Source organism: Paenibacillus sp. sgz302164, from assembly GCF_056120505.1.
Genome location: NZ_JBVYOL010000007.1, coordinates 24,804 through 46,518 on the forward strand (window position 1 = coordinate 24,804; position 21,715 = coordinate 46,518).

The window sequence follows — 21,715 nt, forward strand, 5'->3', positions numbered from 1 at the left end:
GTTACACCTTGATATCCATAATCTTTTGAGTCAGCCAGCAGCAAAACGCCAGCATCAGCAAACTTGCGCTCATGATCAATTTCCCGCCGCCTTGATACAGCGGTTCCATATAATCCGGCGAAGAGAACGCCAATACGGCAACAATAATAATCGGGGCGAACAGCAGCACACGCGATTCGAACTTCTTTTGCGCGACCATAACCGCGATATCCTGCGTGATTTCCAGCTTTTCGCCGATAACCGCCGCCGTCCTCTTCATCACCTCGACCAAATTGCCGCCCGTCCGCTTGCAGGTCAGAAAGACGTCCGTGAAACCGGACACATCTTCCAAATGGCTGCGGTCAGCAAAATGTTTCAAGGCTGCCTCAATCGGCTCGCCGTTTTCCACCCGCCTGCAAATGATGCCGAACTCCACGACGATGAAGCAGGCCGGGTCCGGGTAAATCACTTTTAAATCGTCCAACGCTTCGCGAAACGCAGTCTCAATCGATTTGCCGGCCGTCATTGCGGAAGAAAGGCAGCTGAGCGACTGTTTGAACTGCACGTTCAGCTTGTTTTTGCGCTGGCGGATCATTTGTTTGCGGCGAATCTTCGGAAATAAAAGCGCTCCGGAAGCTAATAACAACGCAATAAGCGCGCTCTTGTAAAAAATGTACCCGACGAAAATGGCCGGCAGAGCCAGCATGCCGACGGCGAGCAGCCGTTCTTTGCCGGACATCGAATACTCGTCGTAATCGACAAACTTGTTCCCTGCGGGAGCGGGCTTGCCCGGCTCTCTGCGGTCTGATTGAAGACCGGCCGTTCTTCTCCTTTCCAGCCATACAATGAACAGTCCGCTTAAAGCCGCTATCGCCAGCACGATTAACACAATGGTCAAATTACTTTCTCCTCTCTTTGCGAAAACCAGTCCGGCAGCCGTCTTCCCGCCATACGTATTTTGTGCATGTTGACAAGCGCATTGCCGGTATAGGCAAGCTTCCCGAGCACCTTACGTCCAGCCGTCTCTCCGGTCTCTTCAAAAACAAAAAGCGGATTCAGCTGCACTTCCCCGTTTTCAACGCCCAACACTTCGTGAATTTCCGTTACTTTACGGGTGCGGTCGCGAATTCTGCTCAAATGAATCATAATGTCCAGCGCCGAGGCGATCTGCTTGCGGACGACCTGGACGGGAAGCGAGGCGCCGCTAAGCACCATCGTCTCCAGCCGGCTTAACATATCCGCCGAAGAATTTGCATGGCCCGTCGAAAGACTGCCGTCATGTCCGGTATTCATGGCTTGCAGCATGTCCAAAGCCTCTGCGCCCCGCACTTCCCCGACGATAATGCGGTTGGGACGCATCCTGAGCGAGGAACGGATCAGATCCCGGATCGTAATCTCTCCTTTCCCCTCCGTATTGGCGTTTCTCGTCTCCAGACTAACCAGGTTCGGCACCGTCCGAATTTGCAGTTCTGCCGAATCTTCGATCGTAATGATGCGTTCGTCCGCCGGTATCCAGGCGCTCAATGCGTTCAGGAATGTCGTTTTGCCTGAACCGGTGCCGCCGCCGATAAACACATTGAAGCCCGATTCCACGATAACTTGCAAAAATTGCGCCGCTTCGGTGGAAATGCTGCCCAGCCGGATCAAATCTTCCATCGCCATCGCGCGCTCGGGAAATTTGCGGATCGTCAGGGCGGGGCCACTGAGCGAGGCAGGCGGAAGCACGACGTTGACGCGCGAGCCGTCCTGCAGTCGGGCATCCACGATAGGCGAGCTCTGGTTGACGATCCGGTTGACTTTAGCCACAATCGTTTGAATCAAGTCTTCCAGCTTTTCGGCGCTTTCGAATGCGTACGGATATCGCTCGACCGCTCCCCGGCGCTCGACAAAAATGCGTTCGTGCCCATTGACCATAATTTCCGTAACGCTGGCATCATCCATCAGCGGCTGCAAGACGTCAAGTCCCCGAAAGGAGTAAAAAATCCGCTCCACCGCTTCGCGAATTTCAGTCGATGTCCACTCTTGCTCTTTCGACGCCGCAAAAACGGTTTCTTCGATTAGCTCCAGCATTTGACGGTCTGTTACCGTATGAGTCAGGTCAAGCCGCTCCTTGATCTGCTGTTTCAAATCAGCGAACAAGGACAGGTTCATGAAGCCTCCGCTCCTCTGGACTCCGCGGGGTGCTTGCAGGCTTTTGCATACATGCCGTACACCTGCTCCGAAAACAGAACGGATTGCCACAGCTGCTCGGGCGACTGCAAGATTTTCCAATCGGGAATGTAGGGCAGCGCGCTGCTCGGATTAATTCCCAGCGATCCCATATCATTGACCTGTTTGCCCGTAAACTTATTGAGCACAAAATGCACCCGCCGGATAGTTCCGGCCAGCTTGCGGAAAGCCATCGTCTTATACAGGCCGTGCAAATCGTCCAGCACGATCCAGAACACTTCGCTGCTCAGTTCAAGCGCTTTTAACGTCCGGGGGTGAACCGACGTTTCCAGATCGATTACGATGCAATCATACTTCTGCAAAGCGGTGAGCGCTTCAATCAGCAGCCGCACATCTTCCCCGTTCATTTCCTGCATTTCGCGAATATGGTCCTGGGGAGCGATGTAGTCGAAGCCGAGCCGCGCATCCCGCGATTTGAGCAGCTCGAACTTCGGCCCGAGCAGTTCCGGGGAGCTTTTGACGTAGTAAAGCAGCTGCGAAAACTGCGGATCGTCTCCCTGCAGCCAGGCCGAAGCCGAACTTACCGATTCCAGGCTGAGATATAGAATGGCCTCACCGCGGTAAGACAACTGCTTGGCCAAGTGAATCGCCGTTACCGTTTTTCCGCTGTTTCCCGTGCCGGAAAAGACGGAAAGCACTTGCGTGCCTTTGCGTTCGCGCGATACCGCCGGGCGCTGCCGCTTTTCCCCATAAAAAGCAAGCAGTTGGCCCAATAATTGATGAAGAGCCTGATAACGGTAAAGAAATTGTACGTTAGCTTCCGCCTCCCTGGTCGTAGAGATCGTCTCGCTGAGAATGATCTTGCATAATCCCGTATCCCTGTCCGCCCAATGCGGATAGTACGACTCCGATAAGAGCAAAATGCCGTCTCCATGCGGTTCGCCAAGCAGTTCTTCGACCAGCTCCGGCTTTGAAAAAAGCTTCACCTCAAGCGTGCCCGCAAACACGGATGTGCGTACAAATTCGTCCAGCCGCTGGGCATAGGTCAAATCGTCGTCAAGAAAATAAAGCTGCGTCTTGCTCACAAAATCCCTCCCTGTCTAGGAAATCATCGAATCGAATACACGCCGCTGCCGATCAAAATCAGCCCGGCGGCGGCGAGCACGACCGCTAACCGGATACGGGCCTTATTCCCCATGCATCAACCTCCTGGACAAACAAAAAAGCACTCGCCGATCGGGGAGACAACATTGTCTCTCCAACCAGCGGTGCTTCCGCTTGTCACATGTAATTACCCAAATAATACCACATTCACCCGAAAAATCAACACTTTTCGATAAAATTTATTCCCACGGATATTTCATCGTGAAAAATCCGGCCAGCTTTTTGCTCTCTTCCCTGCGGATGCGGCGTATTTCCGCGCGATGCGGCGCCGATTCATGCAGCTTCGTCTCTTCTTCCGTCTCGGGCACGACAACGGGAACCGGAACCGGTTTCTTATTATCGTCGAGTGCAACGAATGTCAAAAAGGAAGTGGCGGCGATTTTGCGCTCCCCCGTTTTCAGATCTTCCGTCACGACCTTGACGAAAACTTCCATCGAGCTCGTACCCGTCCAGGTTACGAACGATTCCAGACATACCGAGTCCGACGGCTTAATCGGATACAGGAAATCCACGGAATCCGTAGACGCGGTAACGACGGAGCGCCGGCAATGCTTGTGGGCGGCGATCGAAGCGATATCGTCAATATAAGACATCAGCTTGCCGCCGAACAGCGTATTGTGATTGTTGACATCCGTCGGGAAAATTCGCGACGTTTTGAAGCATCTGGATTCTCTGGCATATCTTTGTTCCATGCTTGTTTCATCTCCTGCTTCTGGCTGATATGTAGATATCATACCACAATTCGTCGTGGAATAATTGGATTTATTCAATTCCAATGGCTCAGCCTTGAGGCCGGCTAACCGTGCTTTTTGAACCGTTTGAATATCGATTTGCCGGACTCCTGCGGATTCGGAAACCGGATGTCCGGGACGATCGAGCGAAGCAGCGGAGCCAGCGACTCCTGCAATTGCCGCAGCACACCAGGTTGATCCTGGATGCAATCGCCTTTCCAAACCGCCCGCATCACGTCCGCATAAGGCACTTCCGGGATCATGCCGCACGGTTGTTCGGGCAGCGAATCCAGCCATTCTTGATGCATGCGCTCTGAAGACCATTGCCGGTTGGCGATAAACCGCACGCACTTTCCCCGCTTGCGGTACGTTTCCAGCAGCTGCATATGCGCTTTGGTCCGGCTTCGATTCAGCTTGCCGGGCGAGGCGTCCAGCACAACGACAATTTCGTCCGCGCTGTGGCACAGCTCCTGAACAGACGGTTCGCCCCACTCGGCCGACACATCCCAAATGACGATCGGTTTTTTGATCGCATGGAGCAGTTTGAACGTATCGGCCGGATTCCAAGTCCCCCTCCTGCTTCCTTCGGGATCGCTCGGCACCCATGTCGTGCTGCCGTTCGTCCAGGCTCCGCGTGAACCGCTCTGCTGTCCGTCAGCGAGCGCTTCGGCGGCAAACACATAGCCCTTCGGCGCTTTGCGGTCGCCGTAAAGCAGCATGTACAAATCCGGTTCGATCGCCGGATGTTCCGCAAGGGCATGCGGGACACCGGCCGCGTTCAAGACCCGCGCGATGGAAACCGCCGCAAACGTCGAGCCTACGCCCGGGTACAAGCCTCCCACGACGATCAGTTTGTCCGCGACCGCAGGTGCGGATGTTTTAGAACTTCTTACGCTCTCACGGTTCGCAGCGCGATCGATGTCGGAGCCAAGCGCCTGCAGCCTGCGTTTGACCTCCATCGCCGACTGGCAGCGCCCATCGGGCCGCTCGTTCAGCAGCAGCTCGACTGTATCCGAAAGCAGCGGCGGCACATCGGACCGCATTTGACTTAGCGGCAGCTGCTTGAGATAGGCGTACTGCCCCCCTGAGAGCAAATAGTACATCATCGCGCCAAGCGTAAACAAATCGGAGCGCGCATCCGTCTGCTTGCCGAGAAACTGCTCCGGAGCCGCAAAGCCGATCGTGCCGATCTGCATCGTGTCCGCCTGCTGCCCCTGCGTAAAATGCCGGGCGATCCCAAAATCGATCAGCCGCACCTGCTCCTGTTCGCCCAGCATCACATTGGCCGGCTTCAGGTCGCGGTAAATGATCGGTCTCGGCTGAAACGTATGCAAATAATGAAACAAATCGCAAAGCTGCAGCGCGATACCGACAACTGCGGTTACAGGCACATGGCGATGCCGCTCCTCGAACCAATGCTGCAAAGTCGGACCCGGCACGTAATCCATCACCAAATAAGCGCCGCCATCGTCCGCGGAAAAGTAATCCACAAGCTGCGGGAGCTGCGGATGATGCAGCTGCGCGAGCATTTCGGCCTCCTCCAGAAAGGACTCCATGTCGATGCAAGAAGCCAAGCATTCCTTAACCGCCCATTTTTTGCCCTTTAACTTCAAATCTTCCGCCAAATATACGTGTCCCATCCCGCCTTGGCCCAGCAAGGACACAATTCTGTATCTTCCCCCTATGCTTTCTCCAATCGATTTCGGTTTTTGACCTGCGATAATGAAACCGCCCCCTTATCAAGTAACAATCACCTTGATTATAAGAGGGCGGCATGCAAAAATCTACAATTTTTGTAAGTACAGCGTCAATTCTTCCCGGTTATGAAACAGCTGTTTCGCTTTAATGAGATGTAGAGCGGGTTCGAACATGTGCATAAGCTCGCGGATCGTTTGGAACGGCTTCTTGTGCATCAGCTTGACGGTAATGATCGCCGTGCCTCCGCTTTGCAGCGCATAAAGCAAATCGGCTACAAGCCGTCCCATCTGGCGCGGGCTCCAGCTCATATCGCAGACGAGCAAATCGAACTCATCGTGGCGCAGCTTGACGTCTCCCGCATTTTTTTTATGAATGGTCAGCATCGGGTTGCCTTGCAAATTAGGGTGCATGCTGGCCGGATCGATCGCCGTCACGCGCAAGCCTCGTTCGAGCAGCAAAGAAGTCCACCCGCCCGGTGCGGCGCCGATATCCAGAGCGGCCCTGGCATAGCTGAAATCAATCCCGAAGCGCTGCTCCGCTTCAAGCAGTTTAAACTTGGCGCGGGAAATTTGATCCTCTTCCTTCTGAAAGCGAATCGCGCCGCCCGACCAATCGGATAAATTGTCCTCAGGCTTCGATATGCCGGCAAACAGCTTGCTTGCGCCCACGTAGACGGACACGATCCTGTCCGCTTGTCTGACGACCGGCTCGCATTGCAAACCGCTTGCAAGCACATCGTCTAACGCCGCTTTAACGGCAAAAGGCGCGTAAGGAACGTCTGCCCGCTCCTCTTTTCGCACTTGTACGGCGACCTTCTGTCCGGCCTCTGTTAGCCCGGCGTCGGAAGCTTGTCCCAACCACCGGCGAAGATTGTCCAAATCGGCATCGGAACGGGTCAAATCCCATTCCTGATGGACAGGCTGCACATGGCGAAGAAAGATCGGCTCCCGCTCCCCGATCGTCGCCAGCACTTCCCGCCAATCTCCTGCCGTTTCAAATAAAAATACCTCTGTCGGCACCAAAAGCGCGAACTTGGCGGCAGGAAACAACCGGCGAATCTCTTCCTGCGCGTATTGGGCAAACCCGTGATTTGACGTGCCTATAAATTTTGCTGATATTGTCATAGCCGCATCCTTTATCTATCGGTTACTTTAATCCAGGGCCGCTGGCGGAACCATTCCAGTTCAAGCTTGACCCCGAAAGCCTGGTACAAATGGTCGGGCGTGAGCACATCTTCCTTGCGGCCGGCAGCGATCAGCTTGCCTTGCTCGATCAGGGCCACATGCGTGAACAGCGGAATAATTTCCTCAATATGATGCGTCACGTACACGACGGCGATGTCCTGTTTGCTCAGATCGTTAATATCTTCGAGCAACCGTTCCCTTTCGTACAAATCCAGCCCTGCCGCAGGTTCGTCCATAATGAGAATAGAAGGAGTCATCATCAAAGACCTTGCCAGCATCACTTTCTTGCGCTCGCCCTGCGACAGCGTACCCAGCGGCTGGTCGGCCAAATGTGGAATTCGTACGCGTTCCAGCATTTGAAGCGCCCGCTCCTTCACCTCTTGTGGAATATCCTGGTAAAAGCGCAAAAAAGCATATTCGCCTGTAGCGACAACCTCCCAAACCGGGTCGGCCAAGTTCAGCTTTTCAAACAGCGATTGGCTGATGTAACCGATCCGTTTGCGCACTTCCCTGACATCGCATTGGCCATAAACGTTGCCAAGCACTTCCACTCTGCCGCTGCTCGGAAATTCGTAGCCGTTCATCATTTCCAGCAGCGTCGTTTTGCCGGAGCCGTTGCGGCCCAGCAGCACCCAATGCTCGCCTTTGTTCATATGAATGTTGACATCTTGCAAAATATGCCGTTCCTGCCGAATAAAATGAATGTTGGATAAATGAATCATTGCGTGTTTGTTCCTTTCTAACCGTACTCCGAATGTGGTCAGGCCAAATGCCGCGGCGTACTTGTCATGCTTCCAGAGCTATTCTGGCAAGCAGTTCTTCGGGAATTTTGGACGGATGAACCTGCGCGGATTCCGGTTTGGCCATGTACAAAATTTGATACATTCTGGCCCCCGCCGACAAGCTCGACGTATGAATATAAATGTGCCGGGGAAATTTCCGGTGCTGAACGATCCAATGAGCGACATCCATACCCGTTTGCTTGCTTCCCCAGCCCAAGTCATGATCCAACGACAAAATGCCGACTTCGCATTCCTCCAGCAGCATGATGCATTCTTCCGCGCTTTTAGCCAAAGTAAAGCCTTTCGGGCATGGACGCATGTCGTCCAAGTATACGTGAATCAACCGGATTTCCCCCTTTCCGCCGCTCCCGGCAATTTATAATCCGATCCCGGCCAACGCTTTCACATGAGCGATTTCATGACGATGCGTGCCTTCAGCCGAAACAGCGGTTTCAAGCACGACCGGAATGTGCCGGACATATCGGGAGGCGAGAAACTGCCTCATATGGACGTCGCCGATATAGCCCCTGCCGATATTGGCATGGCGGTCCCGCCGGGAACCGAACGGATGAACCGAATCGTTCAAATGCACAGCCCCCAGATGCTGAAAATAGTCCAATTGTTCGCCTTTGGTTTCTACCTCGCGCCAATTGTCTCCCCGCCAAAGCCCGCTGGCAAAAGCGTGGCAAGTATCGAGGCAAAATCCGATTTTCTCCGGCTGGTCGCACAGCCTGCGAACTTGAACCATTTCTTCCAATGTCAGCCCGAGCTGCGCTCCTTCTCCGGCTTGATTTTCCAGAAGGATCAGCGACTTGCCGTGAAATTGCCTGGTGGCGCTATTCAAACATTGTATAATATTTTTGTATCCTTGTAACGGGTCTTTGCCCGGATATTTGCCAAAATGAACCACAAGCCCCACGGAGCCGCACGCATCCGTAATTTCCAGTCCGTTGACGAGCAGCCTCACCATCCCTTCGCGGTTCTCCGTTTCGGCGGCAGGATTGAGCGGATACGGGGCATGGCCTATCGATAATAAACCGTGCTCCCGGCTAAATAAAGCGCAAGCTTCCGTGTCCTTGGCATTCGGCGTCTTGGTCGACAGGCTGCGCGGATTCATCGGAAAATATTGAAAAGCGCCGGCTCCAAGCAAAACCGCCGTCTTGGCTGCGCCCAAATAGCCCCCTCTTGTGCTGACGTGCGAACCGATGTGCAACGTTGAACCGCTCCTTCACTTTTGGCAGTTTGGACAATAAAAACATTTGCGTGAGGACAACTGTATGCGGACTAGCGAATAACCGCAGCGGACGCACGGCTCCCCTTCCCGGTCGTATACCCGGCACATGCTGTCAAACTGCCCCGTCAAGCGGTCCCCCGCATACAGCGGAACATCCATATAGCCGCCGAAGCGGATCGCCTCCGAGAGCACGGACAGCATCGACTCAAACAAGCGCGCCAGCTCGTCAGCTGTCAAAGAAGCCGCTTTGCGGGCAGGCAATAAGCCGGCGAAAAAGCAAATTTCGTCGGAATAACAGTTTCCGATACCGGAAAGCACCGATTGATCGGTCAAAGCGACCTTCAAGCTTATGTTTTTTGCGCGCAAAATGCGTTGAAACCGCTCGAGCGTAAACCCCGGGTCCAGCGGTTCAGGCCCCAGCTTGGCGAGCAGCGCCGCTGCTTCTTCGGCACGGCCGTGAAGATGCAGGTATCCGAGGCGCAGCCCAATAAAATATAAGTTCCGGCTGCCGAACGCAATCTCAATCTGGGCGGTCCGGTCGGGCTTCTCCTCTTTCGCGCCGAAAAACATGGAGCCGCCCAGCATCAGATGAAGCAGCAGCACATGGCCGGAATCGAGATGAAAGAGCAGATGCTTGGCCCTGCGCTCGACCCGCCCGATGCGATTCCCGGTCACAACCGACGCGAACAGCTCGGGCTCCACATTGAGCGACTTCGGGCGCTCAACCGTCACACCGGTCATTTCCTTCCCTTGAATGAGCGGCATTAACAGCCGGCGGTACGTTTCCATTTCCGGCAGCTCAGGCATTCTTCCACTTCCTCGCTGTTTTTTACCTTGTATGTCCAAAACAGCGGCAAAGTAAACAGACGTGCCGGCGCGAAGCGGAAGCGGAAGCATCCGCCGGCTAGATCAACCCTTCGCTGGCATAAACCGGCTTTAACCGGCGTGTTTTGCTCGGCTTTCCGCGCGCCGGAGCAGGTTTGCCCGGCGCATCCGGCGCCGCGTGAAGCTGCGCCTTTTGCTGCTTTTCCCGAAGCCGCTTCAGTCTGCGCTCAAGCGCTTCCTCCAACTCCGCGCTTCCCTTGTCGCTGCGTTGCAGCGAACGGCGCCGCCACAGCTTGGCCCATGCCTCTTCCGCGTAGAAGAGCGCCTGGCGGTAATCTTTCGCCTTATGCTCATAAAACATCGCTAGCTCCAGATAAGGCTCCATCTGCAAGGATAGACCGGAGCTTTTCGATGCGATCCAGCGTTTCCAGAGCGCAACCGATCGCTCGTAGGCGCCTTTTTTCTTGTAAAAGGCCGCCAGCAGCAGCATCGCTGACAACCGGTCCGTTTGCCGCTCTGCGGAGACGGCGCGTTCTTCTGCGGGAGCAGCATCTTCCGCCAATCGGGCGAACAGCTCGTCCAGTGCCAACCCGGCCAGATCAGGCCGGCCCATCTTCTCCAGCCACAGGCCCGTCCTGTAAAGCTCTTCCAGTTCCATGTCATGGGGAAAAGTTCCGCAAGCCGCATGTTCATCGCCTTCGAGATGCCAAGCCGTCCCGCCGAGCAGTTTGCCGAAATGAATCGCAAGCGCCGCCAACGTGACGATGTCGTGCTCATTATGGATAAATACGCCTTGCAGCACGGCTGGATCTTTTTCGGCCAAATATTGAAAATAATAGACAGGCGCCATCGATCCGGGAACATCGTCGACCCGTTCGAAGCCAAGCCGGCTCTCCTCGACTTTGCTGAGCCGGCAGGAGGGCAGCGTATTCCGCCACAGGCTGCGCGAAGGATACAGCAAATCAAGCTGCAGCATGGCGGAATCGTCGAATTTCAGCCTGTTCAGTACGAAGCGGTTGGTCAAAATCGGCCAATCGAACGTGCGGCCGTTGTAAGAAACGATGTGCGTAAAGCGGCCGAACAGCTCCTGCAGGTAGACGAGCATCGCATGCTCTTCCGCAGGGTTTCGAATCAGGAGCTGCTCGACGACGAACAGCTCCTGTTCATAGTAGCCGATGCCGACGAGAAACGGCACGTTCCCCGCGCCGACGCCGAGCCCGGTCGTCTCCGTATCGAAGAAGAGCAGCTCTTCGATACGGAGTTCGGCGCAGGCGGCGCCGTGAAAACAGGATAGCTCCCGCACGCAACCGGCCAGCTCTCGCAGCCGGTACTTGCCGTGGGCGCTGTCCGCGCCGTAAACGCGGCGCCGCATCACAAACGAGCCGGCCGGGCTCGTTTCGACATGGGCGCCGAGCGCCGCCCATTCGCCGCCCGCCTCCGGCGCGGGCGGCGGTGCCGCAGCGGCCGCCTCGGATTTCCGCAGGCGGCCCAGCTTTTCCCGGAGCCCGCTCATCGGGCTCCGCCTTCCGGCAGCGCCGACGCGCGCCCTGCCGCCTTCAACCTCTCGAACGTTAACCGGTTCGAGCTCATATCAAGTTCCTCCTTTTAAAAGGGAAACAAAATAAACCGCTGTCCCCCACATTATGATGGCAGAAGCTTTATTTAGCAGCAGAATAAACTTTCCGGATTTATCCAATCTCCCCGCCTGCCTGCCCACCATGGCAAGGGTAAAGAACCAAATCCATGACACCGCTATGCAGGAAAGGGTGAATACTATTTTTTCCATTCCCGTGAAGGATATCGAGCTTGTTCCAATTACACCTACGGTATCCAGGATTGCATGCGGATTTAATAACGAAACCGATGCGGCAAAGGTTATTTGTTTTTTGGGAGACCATGCATGCTCTTGAGCAAGGCTGTTGTTCGGTTTATTTTTCCAAGTGACGAACCCCATATAAGCTAAAAATACGATTCCCGCCAAAAACAAGATCAGTTTGACAGCCGGCACGGCGATGATAATGACGGATATGCCCAAGACAGCCAATGAAATGAGGGCGGTATCGCAAAGCGATGCCGTAATAATGACCGGCAAAGCCCGAATGAATCTCGGTTGAGTCGCACCCTGATTAAAAACGAATACATTTTGAACGCCTAAAGGCAGGATGAGACCGAATGACAGCAAAATGCCTTGAATAGCTGCAGTAAGCACGATGATTTCTCCTATCTCTAATCAGATGCCCCCCAGCAATTCGATGCTTTTTTGTTTCGCGTTTGAGCCTTCTATTTCCGTACCTATACAGGACGGGCATCCGTCTTCGCAGGGGCATCTGCGAATTAAATTTGTTGCTGCGGCTTTGATTTCGTCGAAGCGCCTGTACACATCTTCGGCAAGTCCGATGCCGCCCGGATAGTGGTCATAGATGAAGATCGTGGGCAGTTGCGTATGCTCCGCCCTAATTTGTGAAGCTACGTGAATGTCGCTGCGGTCACACATGACATGGATTGGAACTATATGCCTCAACACATTGGAAATTCCTAACAGCAATTGTTCCAGTGTTTTCACTCCCAAAGCCGGGTCCGCTTTACTTAACTCTATCCAGGTTGCGCTGGTGTGCAGCTCTTCTTCGGGCAGGTTGATCGGGCCGTATCCGATATTTTCAAAACTCGTCAAGCGGATTTTCTTAAATAAAGTCGGCATGGCATTGACTCGAACGTCTCCGTAATGAAGCGATGTCGTTCGCCTGTTTTCCGTCCTGTCAATTTCCAATACCATAAGCTTAACCGCCAGGTTTGCGTCAGTATAATACTCCACGTCGACTTCCCGTACGTAAGCCTTCTTATGCTCCCAGTCCAGCTTCTCAACTTGAAACTGCACCCCTTCGTGCAGATAAATAGCTTCGTCATGCAAAAGGGTCATCGCGCTGAACCTGTCCATTTCTCCAATAATTTTCACATTGGCCGTATCCGACTGGTCGATAATGACTACATTTTCCTGCGCGGCCGAACGCAGACTCACTTCGCTTGCCGGAAAAGACTGATTCGCCCAGAAAAAAGTGTCCCCTGACTGGTGCAGCACCCTTTCCTCAACCAGGTACTCCAATATATCCTCGATCTCCAAAGGGCCGAATTCCTCCCCCTTTTTCAAGGGAAGCTCATAGGCGGCGCAGCGCAAATGATCGACAAGAATGATCAAATTTTCCGGGTTTATTCTTGCCGATTCCGGGGAACGGTCAAAGAAATATTCGGGATTTCGGACAATGTACTGGTCTATGGGCGTGTTGCCGGCTACCATAATGATCAGCGCTTCCCCATGCCGCCTGCCGGCCCGGCCTGCCTGCTGCCATGTGCTGGCTACGCTTCCGGGATACCCCGTCATCACGCAAACCTGCAGCTGTCCGATATCTACGCCCAACTCCAAAGCATTCGTGCTTACTACGCCTAAAATTTCCCCGTTCCTTAATCCCCTTTCAATTTCCCGGCGCTGACTCGGCAAGTAGCCGCCACGATAGCCCCTGATGGATTTGGGGCCGATTTTATTTTTAACCAGTTCCTGTATATGACTTAAAATGATTTCAACCCGCACCCGGCTCCGTGCAAAAATGATCGTCTGAATTTTATTGGATAAAAATTCCATGGCCAATTGGTTTACTTCCGCGGTGGAACTTTTCCGGATGTTCAAGGCCTTATTCACAAGCGGCGGGTTATAGAAAGCGAAATGCTTCCTTCCCCTTGGCGCGCCGTTATCGTCTATGAGCCGCATAGGCTTCCCTGTAAGCTGTTCGGCTAATTGTTTCGGGTTCGCTATAGTGGCGGAAGTACAGATGAACCGGGGATTGCTGCCGTAAAACCGGCAAATTCGCAGCAGTCTGCGTATAACATTCGCTACATGGCTGCCGAACACGCCCCTGTACGTGTGCAGTTCGTCAATGATTATGTATTTCAGATTGCTGAATAAGCTTACCCATTTCGTATGATGGGGAAGTATCGCGGCGTGCAGCATGTCGGGGTTCGTGATGACGATATGCCCGACGCTTCGCACAAGCTGTCTGATCGCCGGGGAGGTGTCGCCGTCATAGGTAAAACTTTTAATGTCGATCCCCATCTCGGCAATGATTTCGTTTAATTCGCTTTTTTGGTCTTGCGCCAGCGCCTTCGTCGGAAACAAGTAAAGCGCCCGGCTGCCGTCGTCTTCGGCAATCGCTTGCAGTACAGGAAGGTTATAGCAAAGCGTTTTGCCTGAAGCTGTCGGGGTGACGGCGACAATATTGTCGCCTTTGCGTACGGTCTCATAAGCCGTGTGCTGGTGGGTGTATAACTGTTCAATCCCTCTTTTGGCCAATGCGGCTCTGATTCTGGGGTCTACGCTTTCAGGCATTACCCGGGTCTTTGCTTCCTGCGGCTCGATTTCTTGCCAATTCACTATATTTTCATTGCTTTTCAACTCTTGTATGAAATCCGAAAGGATTTTTTTTCGCAACATCTTTATCACCACTCCGCATAGAACGACTGTTCCCCTATTATAAACGTTCCGTACAAAATAAAAAAGCCCCAAGAAAAAGGGCTTCGGCATATGCGTTCGCACATCAATAAATCATTTCGTTCTATAGCAAATCGGACGAATCGTCGTAATCGTACCGGACCCCGTCGCGGACGATGGACGGTCTGCGCTCATCCGGCGCCAAAGCCTGTTTGACGTTCTCCTGCAGCTTGACCAGAACCTCGCGGTATTCGTTTGCGCGGCTGTCGCCTTCCTCATGCTTGATCGCAGCGCGCAGCGCTCTTTCTATAATCAGAATATCATGACTTGTAAAATCCATAGCAGGCCGCCTCCTTTAATTTGCGCCAGAGTAAAAGCGATACTCGATCGCCGGAATTCGCGCTGCCCCGCGCCGGACTCCCGCCGATTCAATAGGGACGCACATTCCAGCATTGCCTTTTCCCTGTCAAATCATACTATTTTTTTGCCGGTTTCCCGCTTCAATAGCGATTATTCGCAATATTGTCACTATTCGGCTACAATAAAAGTATCAAAAAATAGGGAGGAAACTGACATGTCTACGTCTTTGCCGCAAGAAATCGAGGCTCATCGGCAGCCCGATCACGAAATCAATCCGCAATTTCTGACCCGGTGGTCACCGCGGTCTTTTGAGGAACGGGAAGTGCCCGAGGAAGTTTTGCTGAGCCTTTTTGAAGCGGCGCGCTGGGCTCCGTCCGGCGGCAACTTGCAGCCATGGCGCTTTATTGTCGCGAGCGCTCCGGAGGAACGCGCCAAATTCCATGCTTTTATCGTTCCTGCCAACCGGGAATGGTGCGAAAAAGCGCCCGTTCTGGCCGTCGTCATCTCGCATACGAAAACGGCAAGCGGCAACACGAACACGTCCCACGCTTTTGACGCCGGCGCCGCCTGGGGCTATCTCGCTTTGGAGGCAGCGAATCAAGGGCTTGTCACGCATGCCATGGGCGGGTTCGATAAACAGCAAGCTCGCGCTGCCCTGCAGGTGCCTGACGATTACGAGCTGCACGCCGTCATTGCTATCGGTTATCGCGGCCCCACGGAAGCTTTGGCCGACAAATTCCGCGAACGGGAAGTGCCTTCCGGACGCCGCCAACTGGCTGAGCTGCTCTATAACGGCGAATTCGGAACCGCCCGCTAAACCGCTGCTGACACACATATGACGCGCTATTGACGCGCTGTGCCAAGAAGCCCCTTTACGCTTACCCGGTGAGCTTGAAGGGGCTTTTGGCTTTAAATGTGCAAACAGCCCTGCCCTCTAGGGGCAAGGCCTGATATTTCACACATATGGCGGGTCCCATGCCTTTTTGTTCCAGCCGAGCGTATGGCTCACGACGTTCATGTCGCGGTCCAGCTTCACGTCCACCCCAAAGGGCAGCTTCCGGTTGTGCCAAAAGCGCACATCACGCCACTGCACCTCGTAGCCGTCCTGCTGCTCTTTCCAGCATACGTGGACGCGCTGCGCGAAGTGCAAAAACGCCCGGACCCCGTCGGTCCCCATCGTCGCCTGCACAATCGGGTGCCGGTCGTCCTGTTTACCTTCCGATTTGCTGTACACTTCTTCGATCTGAACCTCACCGTACACAATGTTGCCAAGGTAAAAGCAATCGTCCCGCTCAAGCACGAATTGCCAGCGGAACCAGTGCAGCCCCGGAATGACATGGCAGACGCCGTCGCTGTTCAGGGCGCTTTTCACCCGTTCCATCAAAACTTTGTGATGCCAATACCGAATGGCGATATATGCAAACGTTGTGCCGTATATCCACGCGAACACAGTCCCCGCGCTCATCCCGTCGAACAAACCGACGAGCCACAGCACCGCGCCGGCCGCATGAATGCCGAACAGAAAAGGTTCGTAAAGGCAAAGGGTGTCAAGGTGGAACCATTTTTTCGAGAACGGCCGCAAACATTGAACGCCGTACACATTGAACAAATCGAGCGCCACATGCAGCAGGACAGCGGCAAACGTCCACAAAAAGAGGCTGGCGACATGATCCCATACGCCGAATATTGCGGCAATCGGCAACCCGAGCGCAAGCGGCCACAGCACCAATGCCGGCAGCGAATGCGTAACCCCCCTGTGAATGCGGACGTAGCTGGAATATCCTTTCAGGCGGGCCACCGTGTCAAAATCGGGGGCATGCGAGCCAATCAGCGTACCCGCCATAATCGCATGAGCGAGCGCCGGTTCATGAGCGACCGCAGGCTCCAGGCAAGCAAGTCCTGCAAGTGTGAGACCAAACAACAAGTGACTTCCCGTATCCATGTAACTCCCACCTGCCCTTTTGTGTTAGCTTGCTCCGGCCGTCATTGAGGGCGAAGCCGCCGCCGTTTGTGTCCCGCTGACGGATTCCTCTTCAAGCCCGTGCCGTTTTGTCAGCCATCGTTCGTCGGCGTTGAACCAGTAAAACCATTCCGAAGGCTGCTTCCGGATGACCTGCTCCATCCAGTCGTTCAACTTCTGATTTGCCTCGGTACGTTGAGACTTGCCGAATTGCTCATGCAGATGGATCGGCTCTTCAAATACGAGCCGGTGCTTGAAAGCACCCTCGCGGTAACCGTAAAACGGCACGAGCGGCACTTTGTTCTCGATCGCCAGCATCGCCGCCCCTTCCGGCGTACGCGTCTCCCTGCCGAAAAACTTGGAAACGGGGAAATTCGGCCGCCAAAAGTCGCCGAGTATAAAGACGACTCCTCCGGCGGCGAGATGTTTTTTCAACGCGCGGTACAGTTCCAACGGCGGCGTGCTATCGTAATCCAGTCCTGCGCAGCCGAGCGATTGAAACCTCAAATACAGCGGAAGCAGCTCCGGACTTCCCGCAGAAGCGATCGTCAGACACCGGTAACGGCGGGTCAAATACCAGTAATAGTAAAAAAAGTTGCCCAAGTGCGGCGTGTATACAATCAAGCCCGTATCCTTTTTCAAATGTTCCTCGCCCTGCACGGTAAAGCGCTCGGACCCGGTTTTCTCCAACCTGTACGAGTCCAGCAAAATTTCATACAAAGTAAGCGCAAGGTTATAAAAATACGTTTTGCTCATGCGGCGGACAGAAGCGCTGTCGGCCAGCGGCCCCAACATGTCGTCCATATTCCGTTCGATTCGCTGGCGCACGCCTTCCTTGGAAGCGAGTCCATACATCGCCCTGCCAATTAGCCAAAGCATCGCCGCAGTCAGTTTTTCGGGAATGATTCCCAAAACCAGCGCCGCCCGGCGAAGCGCCCGATCGTTCTCCGTCAGCTTGCCTATCCACTCATACACCGCAGCGGTCCCTCCAATGCCGTAAAATTTACGGATTCAAAAAGTGGCGCTTATATCTTCTCGTCACACGGTCCTTTTGCAAAATAATGAAGAAATCGACGGTTTGAAACAGTTCGTCGAAAGCCGGCTCCCCGCCGATCTCGGCGCCGAGCCATTGATAGCCCTTCATCAGCGGCGGCAGCTTGCGGAACACTTCCTTCTCGTCGCAGCCCGATTCCAGCACCGTTAAACCGGATATTTTGTGCGTTGGCAGCGGCTCAATGCCGAAGCGGTCGGTGATAATTTGCTTTTGCCGCAGCATCGTGTAGATCAGGTTCAAATCTTCAAGGCTGTTCATGCGAACGCTTGCGCAGCCGATCAAGTACGAGTAGTTGCGCTCTGTGATATAGGCGGCAATGCCTTCCCAGAGCATTTGAATCGCTTTGCCTCCGCGGTATTCGGGCGCGATACAGCTTCGCCCAAGCTCAAGCGTCTGGGTCTTGAAGGCTTCGAACCGCTGCAAATCGAACTCCGTTTCCGAGTAAAAACCGTCGTGGCGTACGGCGCGGTCCCCCGGAAGCATGCGATACGTGCCGACGACTCTCTCCGAATCCAAATCTTTTACAATTAAATGGTCGCAAAAAGTGTCATACGCATCTTGTTCCAGGCCGTTCTCGTTCATCAAACGCAGGTTTTTCTCTTCTTCTACAAATACCTGGTACCTTAAACGCATGGCCTGTTCCACGTCCTCTGCGCATGTGGCTAAGCTTACGGAGAGTCTGGCTTGCTGCGGCGCCGTATTCAGCAGCGGTTGATTCATGACGGGCACGCCCTTTCCAAGGGAGAATGATTGCTACTTCAAAAGTATCAAAGGACTATTAAGCCATCATTTTCGCGCTGTTAAGGTTTTGTAATGTTTAGGGGCGTGCACAAAAAAACAGAACCCCGGGGGAGTCCTGCCTTATTACAGCAAAATATTCGCGCCTCCAGCGCTTCAACCGAATTGTGCAGGAATAATCGGCCAAGATGGGCCCGATTCCCACATTGCAGCGAAATACCTGCAGTTTTCAGGCTGACCGGAGAAACCCCATACGCCAGAGCCGAACGCACAATCTGCCTGGTAGCGCGAAGAAAACCTGCAAAAGTGCAGTTTTTGCTCGATTGATGCGCTTGCTGCGAAAAATTCCTGCAATTGTGCAGGCTTTTCGTCGCGAAAATAGGCTCAGATTCAAATTCATCGAAAATTCCTGCACTTTCGCAGGTTTTTCGCCAAAATGAGCTACTTTTGCGAAAAAAACCTGCATTTTCGCAGGTTTTCTGCGAATGGTCAGCTTGCCCTTGGCTCCCCGCGGTGCGGTGCGGCATGACGGCGGTCGACTATAGCAAATTTTTGTACATATCTCAGAAGAATATCCGCACAGCAATCGCTCGCGCCGGAGCGCATCACTTTAGCGATACAAATCATCGTTCCCGCCAACATCAAATCTCACCGACACCCCCTCGCCCTCTCGAAAAGCTCGTCCCACCGTTTACTTTTGAAGCCACCAATAAACGGGAATGAACAAAAGCGAAGTCAAAATTCCGCACAGCGCCATCGACAGGCCGCTGAAACTCCCTTGGATCTCCGAATCTTTCAGCACTTTCGCCGTTCCGATGCCGTGAGACGCAGTGCCGATCGCGATTCCGACGGAAATATCGTCGCGGATGCGCAGCCAGTGCAGCAGACGCGTTCCAAACATGCTGCCAAACAGGCCTGTCAGCGTCGTCAGCACCGCGGTCAGCTCCGGAATCGCGCCCAAATGCCTGGCGATTTCGATTGCGATCGGCGAGCTGACGGATTTGGGCATCATGCTCAGCACGATGGCGCGGCTGCCGCCCAGCATGCCGACGATGGCCGCGCTGCAAGCAATGCCCGCGACCGCCCCGGCGAGTACGCTCACCGTAATTCGCGCGAGGTTTTGCCTGATCAGCTTCGCATGTTTATACAGCGGAACTCCCAGTGCCACGGTAGCCGGTCCGAGCAGCAGCGTCAAAAAGTCCGCGCCCCGTTTGTAATCCTCATATGGGATGCGGCATGCGGCCAGCAGTGCAATAATACAAGCGGAACACACGAAAAGCGGATGCATAAACCGCCATTTCCGATGCAGCAGAACGCCAACCGTATAGGCGACGACGCTTACCGTCAGACCGAAAAGCGGGTTTTGGAGCAGGCTTGTTTCCATTACAAGTCCTCCTCTTTCTGCCTGAACCTGGAGGAGACCCAGCCTGTTGCATACAGAACAGCCAGCGTTCCCAGCACGATTCCTCCTGCTATCGGGAGCACATTCATACCGATCAACGGCAAAAACACGACAACCCCGACAACGAACGGCGTAAAAAAGAGCATCATATGCCTGGTGAGCAGCGCCGCGGCTTCCTCCACCCACTCCAGCTTGATCAGCCCGGCAAAAAGAGCCGCAGTAAAAAGAACGAGCCCGATCACATTGCCGGGAAGCGGAATGTGCAGACTCATTTGCAAAGCATAACCGATAAAATTAAACGCAAGCAGTATTCCAAATCCGATCATGCGGTCTCCAATCCGCTTCGACTTTTTCCCTATCGAGAGTCCTTGCGAGCATTGTTTATTTCAATCACCATAACATAAATCAGTGTGGACATAAAGATAGAAATGAGCAATTCTGCCGGGGAAAGATCCATAATGCCACCTCTTACAGCTTTTTTCCATAGTTTATGTAAAGTATAAGGCAAAATTGCACAACTGCCCGTATATTCTGAACAAAGCCGTGGAATCGTAAAAGAGGATTGGCAAACTTAAGCATAAGGAGTGGAAGATGATGGCTAAACCTGATAACCGCGAGGACAACGAAATTCATTTGCAAAATGCTATCGATCATACGGTTGCCAACCTGCATGAAGCCGAGGACTATCTGGAAGCGCATGCGGATGAAATTTCCGCGGAAGAGAAGCAGGACATCGAGTCCAAAAACGAGCGCCGAAAAGAGAGCATCCAAGGCTTTATCGCGGAAAAACGCGACGAATCGGGCCAATAGCGCAGCACGGCAAAAAGAGCCTCTTCCATGTGTCTCATGGAAGGGGCTCTTTCAAATTCTACGCTTTTTTCGGAATATCAAAGCTCCAAAAGTCTTTTGCAATATGGCTGTTCGGATGAATTTGCCGCGCTTCCTGAAGAAGCAGCCCCGTCTCCTCGCCCTGGTAGCGCGAGCTGATATGCGTCATGATCAGCGCCTTGGCGCCAGCTTCTTCCGCCGTACGGGCTGCGTCCACCGACGTCGCGTGGTCAAACGCATAGGCAAGCTCCTGCTTGTCCATCGCAAATGTCGCTTCATGGACGAGCACGTCGGCTCCCTGCGCCAAATGCAGCGCTCCGCTGCAATAACGCGTATCGCCCAGAATAACGACGATCCGGCCCGGAATAGGCGCTCCCACGAAATCACCGCCATGCAGGACGCGCCCGTCCTCGAGCTGCACGGTTTGGCCTTTCTTGAGCTGGCCGTACAGGGGACCGGCGGGCACGCCAAGCTCCGACAGTTTGTCAAGCATCAGCTTGCCGGGCTGATCCTTTTCAATGACGCGGAAACCGAAGCTTTCCACTCTATGTTCAAGCCGCGCGGTCTCGACAATGAACGAGTCGTCCTCGAAAAGCACGCCCTCTTCCCCGATTTCCACGATCTGCAAAGCATAGCCGAGATGGGCCTGGCTCACGGAAAGCGCGGTTTCGATAAAGTTTTTGAGGCCGTGTGGCCCGTACACCGTCAAGGGCGTATCTCCGCCCAAATATGACCGGCTGGTCAGCATACCGGGAATGCCGTAAATATGGTCGCCGTGAAGGTGCGTAATAAAAAGCTTTTCGGTACGCCCCAACTTGACCGGCGAATGTAAAATTTGATGCTGGCTCCCTTCGCCGCAGTCGAACAGCCAGTAAAATCCCCGCTCGTCAAGCAGGTTGAGCGCGATCGAAGTGACATTGCGCTGCTTGGACGGCATCCCTGCCCCAGTGCCTAAAAAATATAACTCCACGAATTAAGCTCCATTCTGCGAAAAAATTGATTTGGATTGGCAAACTTCTTTCCAGAAAATCCTAATGCAATGACGGCCGGAAGTCAAACGCCTGCCAGGAAGCCGCCGCTTTGGAGCCGCGAAAAAAGCGAGACAGCCGCCGAACCGGATTCCGGTTCGA

The 21,715-nt window shown here is 54.0% G+C and carries 22 protein-coding genes; 2 read left to right on the forward strand and 20 right to left on the reverse strand.

What is annotated here, in order from left to right; genetic code table 11:
- Position 1: 1 nt before the first annotated feature.
- From AC0LWT_RS13180 to AC0LWT_RS13245, 14 genes are all read right to left on the reverse strand, one after another.
- Positions 2 to 868: a type II secretion system F family protein gene (locus AC0LWT_RS13180; RefSeq protein ID WP_474681991.1), complete on the reverse strand. Its 867-nt coding sequence runs from the start codon at positions 866 to 868 to the stop codon at positions 2 to 4.
- Between the two features lie 5 nt (positions 869 to 873).
- On the reverse strand, positions 874 to 2,130 hold the full coding sequence (locus AC0LWT_RS13185) for a TadA family conjugal transfer-associated ATPase (protein WP_474681717.1): 1,257 nt from the start codon (positions 2,128 to 2,130) through the stop codon (positions 874 to 876).
- Positions 2,127 to 3,233: a nucleotide-binding protein gene (locus tag AC0LWT_RS13190; protein WP_474681718.1), complete on the reverse strand. Its 1,107-nt coding sequence runs from the start codon at positions 3,231 to 3,233 to the stop codon at positions 2,127 to 2,129. The genes AC0LWT_RS13185 and AC0LWT_RS13190 overlap by 4 nt, the downstream gene beginning before the upstream one ends.
- A gap of 258 nt (positions 3,234 to 3,491) precedes the next feature.
- Complete coding sequence (locus tag AC0LWT_RS13195) at positions 3,492 to 4,004, reverse strand: acyl-CoA thioesterase (protein WP_474681719.1); 513 nt, start codon at positions 4,002 to 4,004, stop codon at positions 3,492 to 3,494.
- A 104-nt stretch (positions 4,005 to 4,108) separates the two neighbouring features.
- Positions 4,109 to 5,707 (reverse strand): serine/threonine protein kinase, encoded by a 1,599-nt coding sequence (locus AC0LWT_RS13200; protein ID WP_474681720.1) that lies wholly within the window; start codon positions 5,705 to 5,707, stop codon positions 4,109 to 4,111.
- A 120-nt stretch (positions 5,708 to 5,827) separates the two neighbouring features.
- The gene (locus tag AC0LWT_RS13205; RefSeq protein WP_474681721.1) at positions 5,828 to 6,865 is read right to left on the reverse strand and encodes an SAM-dependent methyltransferase; all 1,038 of its coding nucleotides are present in this window, start codon (positions 6,863 to 6,865) and stop codon (positions 5,828 to 5,830) included.
- Positions 6,866 to 6,876: 11 nt separating this feature from the next.
- Positions 6,877 to 7,647 (reverse strand): ABC transporter ATP-binding protein, encoded by a 771-nt coding sequence (locus tag AC0LWT_RS13210; protein WP_474681722.1) that lies wholly within the window; start codon positions 7,645 to 7,647, stop codon positions 6,877 to 6,879.
- Positions 7,648 to 7,711: 64 nt separating this feature from the next.
- Positions 7,712 to 8,050: a cyclic-phosphate processing receiver domain-containing protein gene (locus tag AC0LWT_RS13215; protein ID WP_474681723.1), complete on the reverse strand. Its 339-nt coding sequence runs from the start codon at positions 8,048 to 8,050 to the stop codon at positions 7,712 to 7,714.
- Positions 8,051 to 8,083: 33 nt separating this feature from the next.
- A complete protein-coding gene (locus tag AC0LWT_RS13220) occupies positions 8,084 to 8,920 on the reverse strand; it encodes a deoxyribonuclease IV (protein ID WP_474681724.1) in 837 nt (278 codons plus the stop codon).
- Positions 8,921 to 8,935: 15 nt separating this feature from the next.
- Complete coding sequence (gene mutM, locus AC0LWT_RS13225) at positions 8,936 to 9,748, reverse strand: bifunctional DNA-formamidopyrimidine glycosylase/DNA-(apurinic or apyrimidinic site) lyase (protein ID WP_474681725.1); 813 nt, start codon at positions 9,746 to 9,748, stop codon at positions 8,936 to 8,938.
- A 97-nt stretch (positions 9,749 to 9,845) separates the two neighbouring features.
- Positions 9,846 to 11,279: a ribonuclease H-like domain-containing protein gene (locus AC0LWT_RS13230; RefSeq protein ID WP_474681726.1), complete on the reverse strand. Its 1,434-nt coding sequence runs from the start codon at positions 11,277 to 11,279 to the stop codon at positions 9,846 to 9,848.
- 78 nt (positions 11,280 to 11,357) lie between these two features.
- Complete coding sequence (locus AC0LWT_RS13235; protein ID WP_474681727.1) at positions 11,358 to 11,975, reverse strand: LysE/ArgO family amino acid transporter; 618 nt, start codon at positions 11,973 to 11,975, stop codon at positions 11,358 to 11,360.
- Positions 11,976 to 11,996: 21 nt separating this feature from the next.
- On the reverse strand, positions 11,997 to 14,243 hold the full coding sequence (locus tag AC0LWT_RS13240; RefSeq protein WP_474681992.1) for a DEAD/DEAH box helicase: 2,247 nt from the start codon (positions 14,241 to 14,243) through the stop codon (positions 11,997 to 11,999).
- 124 nt (positions 14,244 to 14,367) lie between these two features.
- Complete coding sequence (locus AC0LWT_RS13245; RefSeq protein WP_474681728.1) at positions 14,368 to 14,583, reverse strand: hypothetical protein; 216 nt, start codon at positions 14,581 to 14,583, stop codon at positions 14,368 to 14,370.
- 234 nt (positions 14,584 to 14,817) lie between these two features.
- On the opposite strand from AC0LWT_RS13245, the gene AC0LWT_RS13250 reads away from it, so the two are divergent.
- Complete coding sequence (locus AC0LWT_RS13250; RefSeq protein ID WP_474681729.1) at positions 14,818 to 15,420, forward strand: nitroreductase family protein; 603 nt, start codon at positions 14,818 to 14,820, stop codon at positions 15,418 to 15,420.
- A 138-nt stretch (positions 15,421 to 15,558) separates the two neighbouring features.
- On the opposite strand, the gene AC0LWT_RS13255 is transcribed toward AC0LWT_RS13250, so the two are convergent.
- The 5 genes from AC0LWT_RS13255 to AC0LWT_RS13275 all read right to left on the reverse strand — a co-directional run bounded on the left by AC0LWT_RS13255 (position 15,559) and on the right by AC0LWT_RS13275 (position 20,083).
- The gene (locus AC0LWT_RS13255) at positions 15,559 to 16,545 is read right to left on the reverse strand and encodes a metal-dependent hydrolase (RefSeq protein WP_474681730.1); all 987 of its coding nucleotides are present in this window, start codon (positions 16,543 to 16,545) and stop codon (positions 15,559 to 15,561) included.
- A 24-nt stretch (positions 16,546 to 16,569) separates the two neighbouring features.
- Positions 16,570 to 17,538 (reverse strand): lysophospholipid acyltransferase family protein, encoded by a 969-nt coding sequence (locus tag AC0LWT_RS13260; RefSeq protein WP_474681731.1) that lies wholly within the window; start codon positions 17,536 to 17,538, stop codon positions 16,570 to 16,572.
- Between the two features lie 28 nt (positions 17,539 to 17,566).
- A complete protein-coding gene (locus tag AC0LWT_RS13265) occupies positions 17,567 to 18,337 on the reverse strand; it encodes a GNAT family N-acetyltransferase (RefSeq protein WP_474681732.1) in 771 nt (256 codons plus the stop codon).
- 709 nt (positions 18,338 to 19,046) lie between these two features.
- Positions 19,047 to 19,739, reverse strand: a complete 693-nt coding sequence (locus tag AC0LWT_RS13270; protein ID WP_474681733.1) for an LrgB family protein — start codon at positions 19,737 to 19,739, stop codon at positions 19,047 to 19,049.
- Positions 19,739 to 20,083: a CidA/LrgA family protein gene (locus tag AC0LWT_RS13275; protein ID WP_474681734.1), complete on the reverse strand. Its 345-nt coding sequence runs from the start codon at positions 20,081 to 20,083 to the stop codon at positions 19,739 to 19,741. The genes AC0LWT_RS13270 and AC0LWT_RS13275 overlap by 1 nt, the downstream gene beginning before the upstream one ends.
- A gap of 265 nt (positions 20,084 to 20,348) precedes the next feature.
- On the opposite strand from AC0LWT_RS13275, the gene tlp reads away from it, so the two are divergent.
- Positions 20,349 to 20,567: a small acid-soluble spore protein Tlp gene (gene tlp / locus AC0LWT_RS13280; protein WP_474681735.1), complete on the forward strand. Its 219-nt coding sequence runs from the start codon at positions 20,349 to 20,351 to the stop codon at positions 20,565 to 20,567.
- A 58-nt stretch (positions 20,568 to 20,625) separates the two neighbouring features.
- Here the strand turns inward: tlp and rnz are convergent, their stop codons facing one another.
- Positions 20,626 to 21,555 carry a ribonuclease Z gene (rnz, locus tag AC0LWT_RS13285; protein ID WP_474681736.1) on the reverse strand — a complete coding sequence of 310 codons (930 nt, stop codon included), beginning with the start codon at positions 21,553 to 21,555 and terminating at the stop codon, positions 20,626 to 20,628.
- Between the last annotated feature and the right edge of the window lie 160 nt (positions 21,556 to 21,715).

Coding starts and splice junctions, on each gene's coding strand:
- AC0LWT_RS13185 (WP_474681717.1), bottom strand. CDS start 2,130: ATGAACCTGTCCTTGTTCGCTGATTTGAAACAGCAGATCAAGGAGCGG.
- AC0LWT_RS13195 (WP_474681719.1), bottom strand. CDS start 4,004: ATGGAACAAAGATATGCCAGAGAATCCAGATGCTTCAAAACGTCGCGA.
- AC0LWT_RS13205 (WP_474681721.1), bottom strand. CDS start 6,865: ATGACAATATCAGCAAAATTTATAGGCACGTCAAATCACGGGTTTGCC.
- AC0LWT_RS13210 (WP_474681722.1), bottom strand. CDS start 7,647: ATGATTCATTTATCCAACATTCATTTTATTCGGCAGGAACGGCATATT.
- mutM (WP_474681725.1), bottom strand. CDS start 9,748: ATGCCTGAGCTGCCGGAAATGGAAACGTACCGCCGGCTGTTAATGCCG.
- AC0LWT_RS13230 (WP_474681726.1), bottom strand. CDS start 11,279: ATGAGCGGGCTCCGGGAAAAGCTGGGCCGCCTGCGGAAATCCGAGGCG.
- AC0LWT_RS13245 (WP_474681728.1), bottom strand. CDS start 14,583: ATGGATTTTACAAGTCATGATATTCTGATTATAGAAAGAGCGCTGCGC.
- AC0LWT_RS13250 (WP_474681729.1), top strand. CDS start 14,818: ATGTCTACGTCTTTGCCGCAAGAAATCGAGGCTCATCGGCAGCCCGAT.
- AC0LWT_RS13255 (WP_474681730.1), bottom strand. CDS start 16,545: ATGGATACGGGAAGTCACTTGTTGTTTGGTCTCACACTTGCAGGACTT.
- AC0LWT_RS13265 (WP_474681732.1), bottom strand. CDS start 18,337: ATGAATCAACCGCTGCTGAATACGGCGCCGCAGCAAGCCAGACTCTCC.
- AC0LWT_RS13270 (WP_474681733.1), bottom strand. CDS start 19,739: ATGGAAACAAGCCTGCTCCAAAACCCGCTTTTCGGTCTGACGGTAAGC.
- AC0LWT_RS13275 (WP_474681734.1), bottom strand. CDS start 20,083: ATGATCGGATTTGGAATACTGCTTGCGTTTAATTTTATCGGTTATGCT.
- tlp (WP_474681735.1), top strand. CDS start 20,349: ATGATGGCTAAACCTGATAACCGCGAGGACAACGAAATTCATTTGCAA.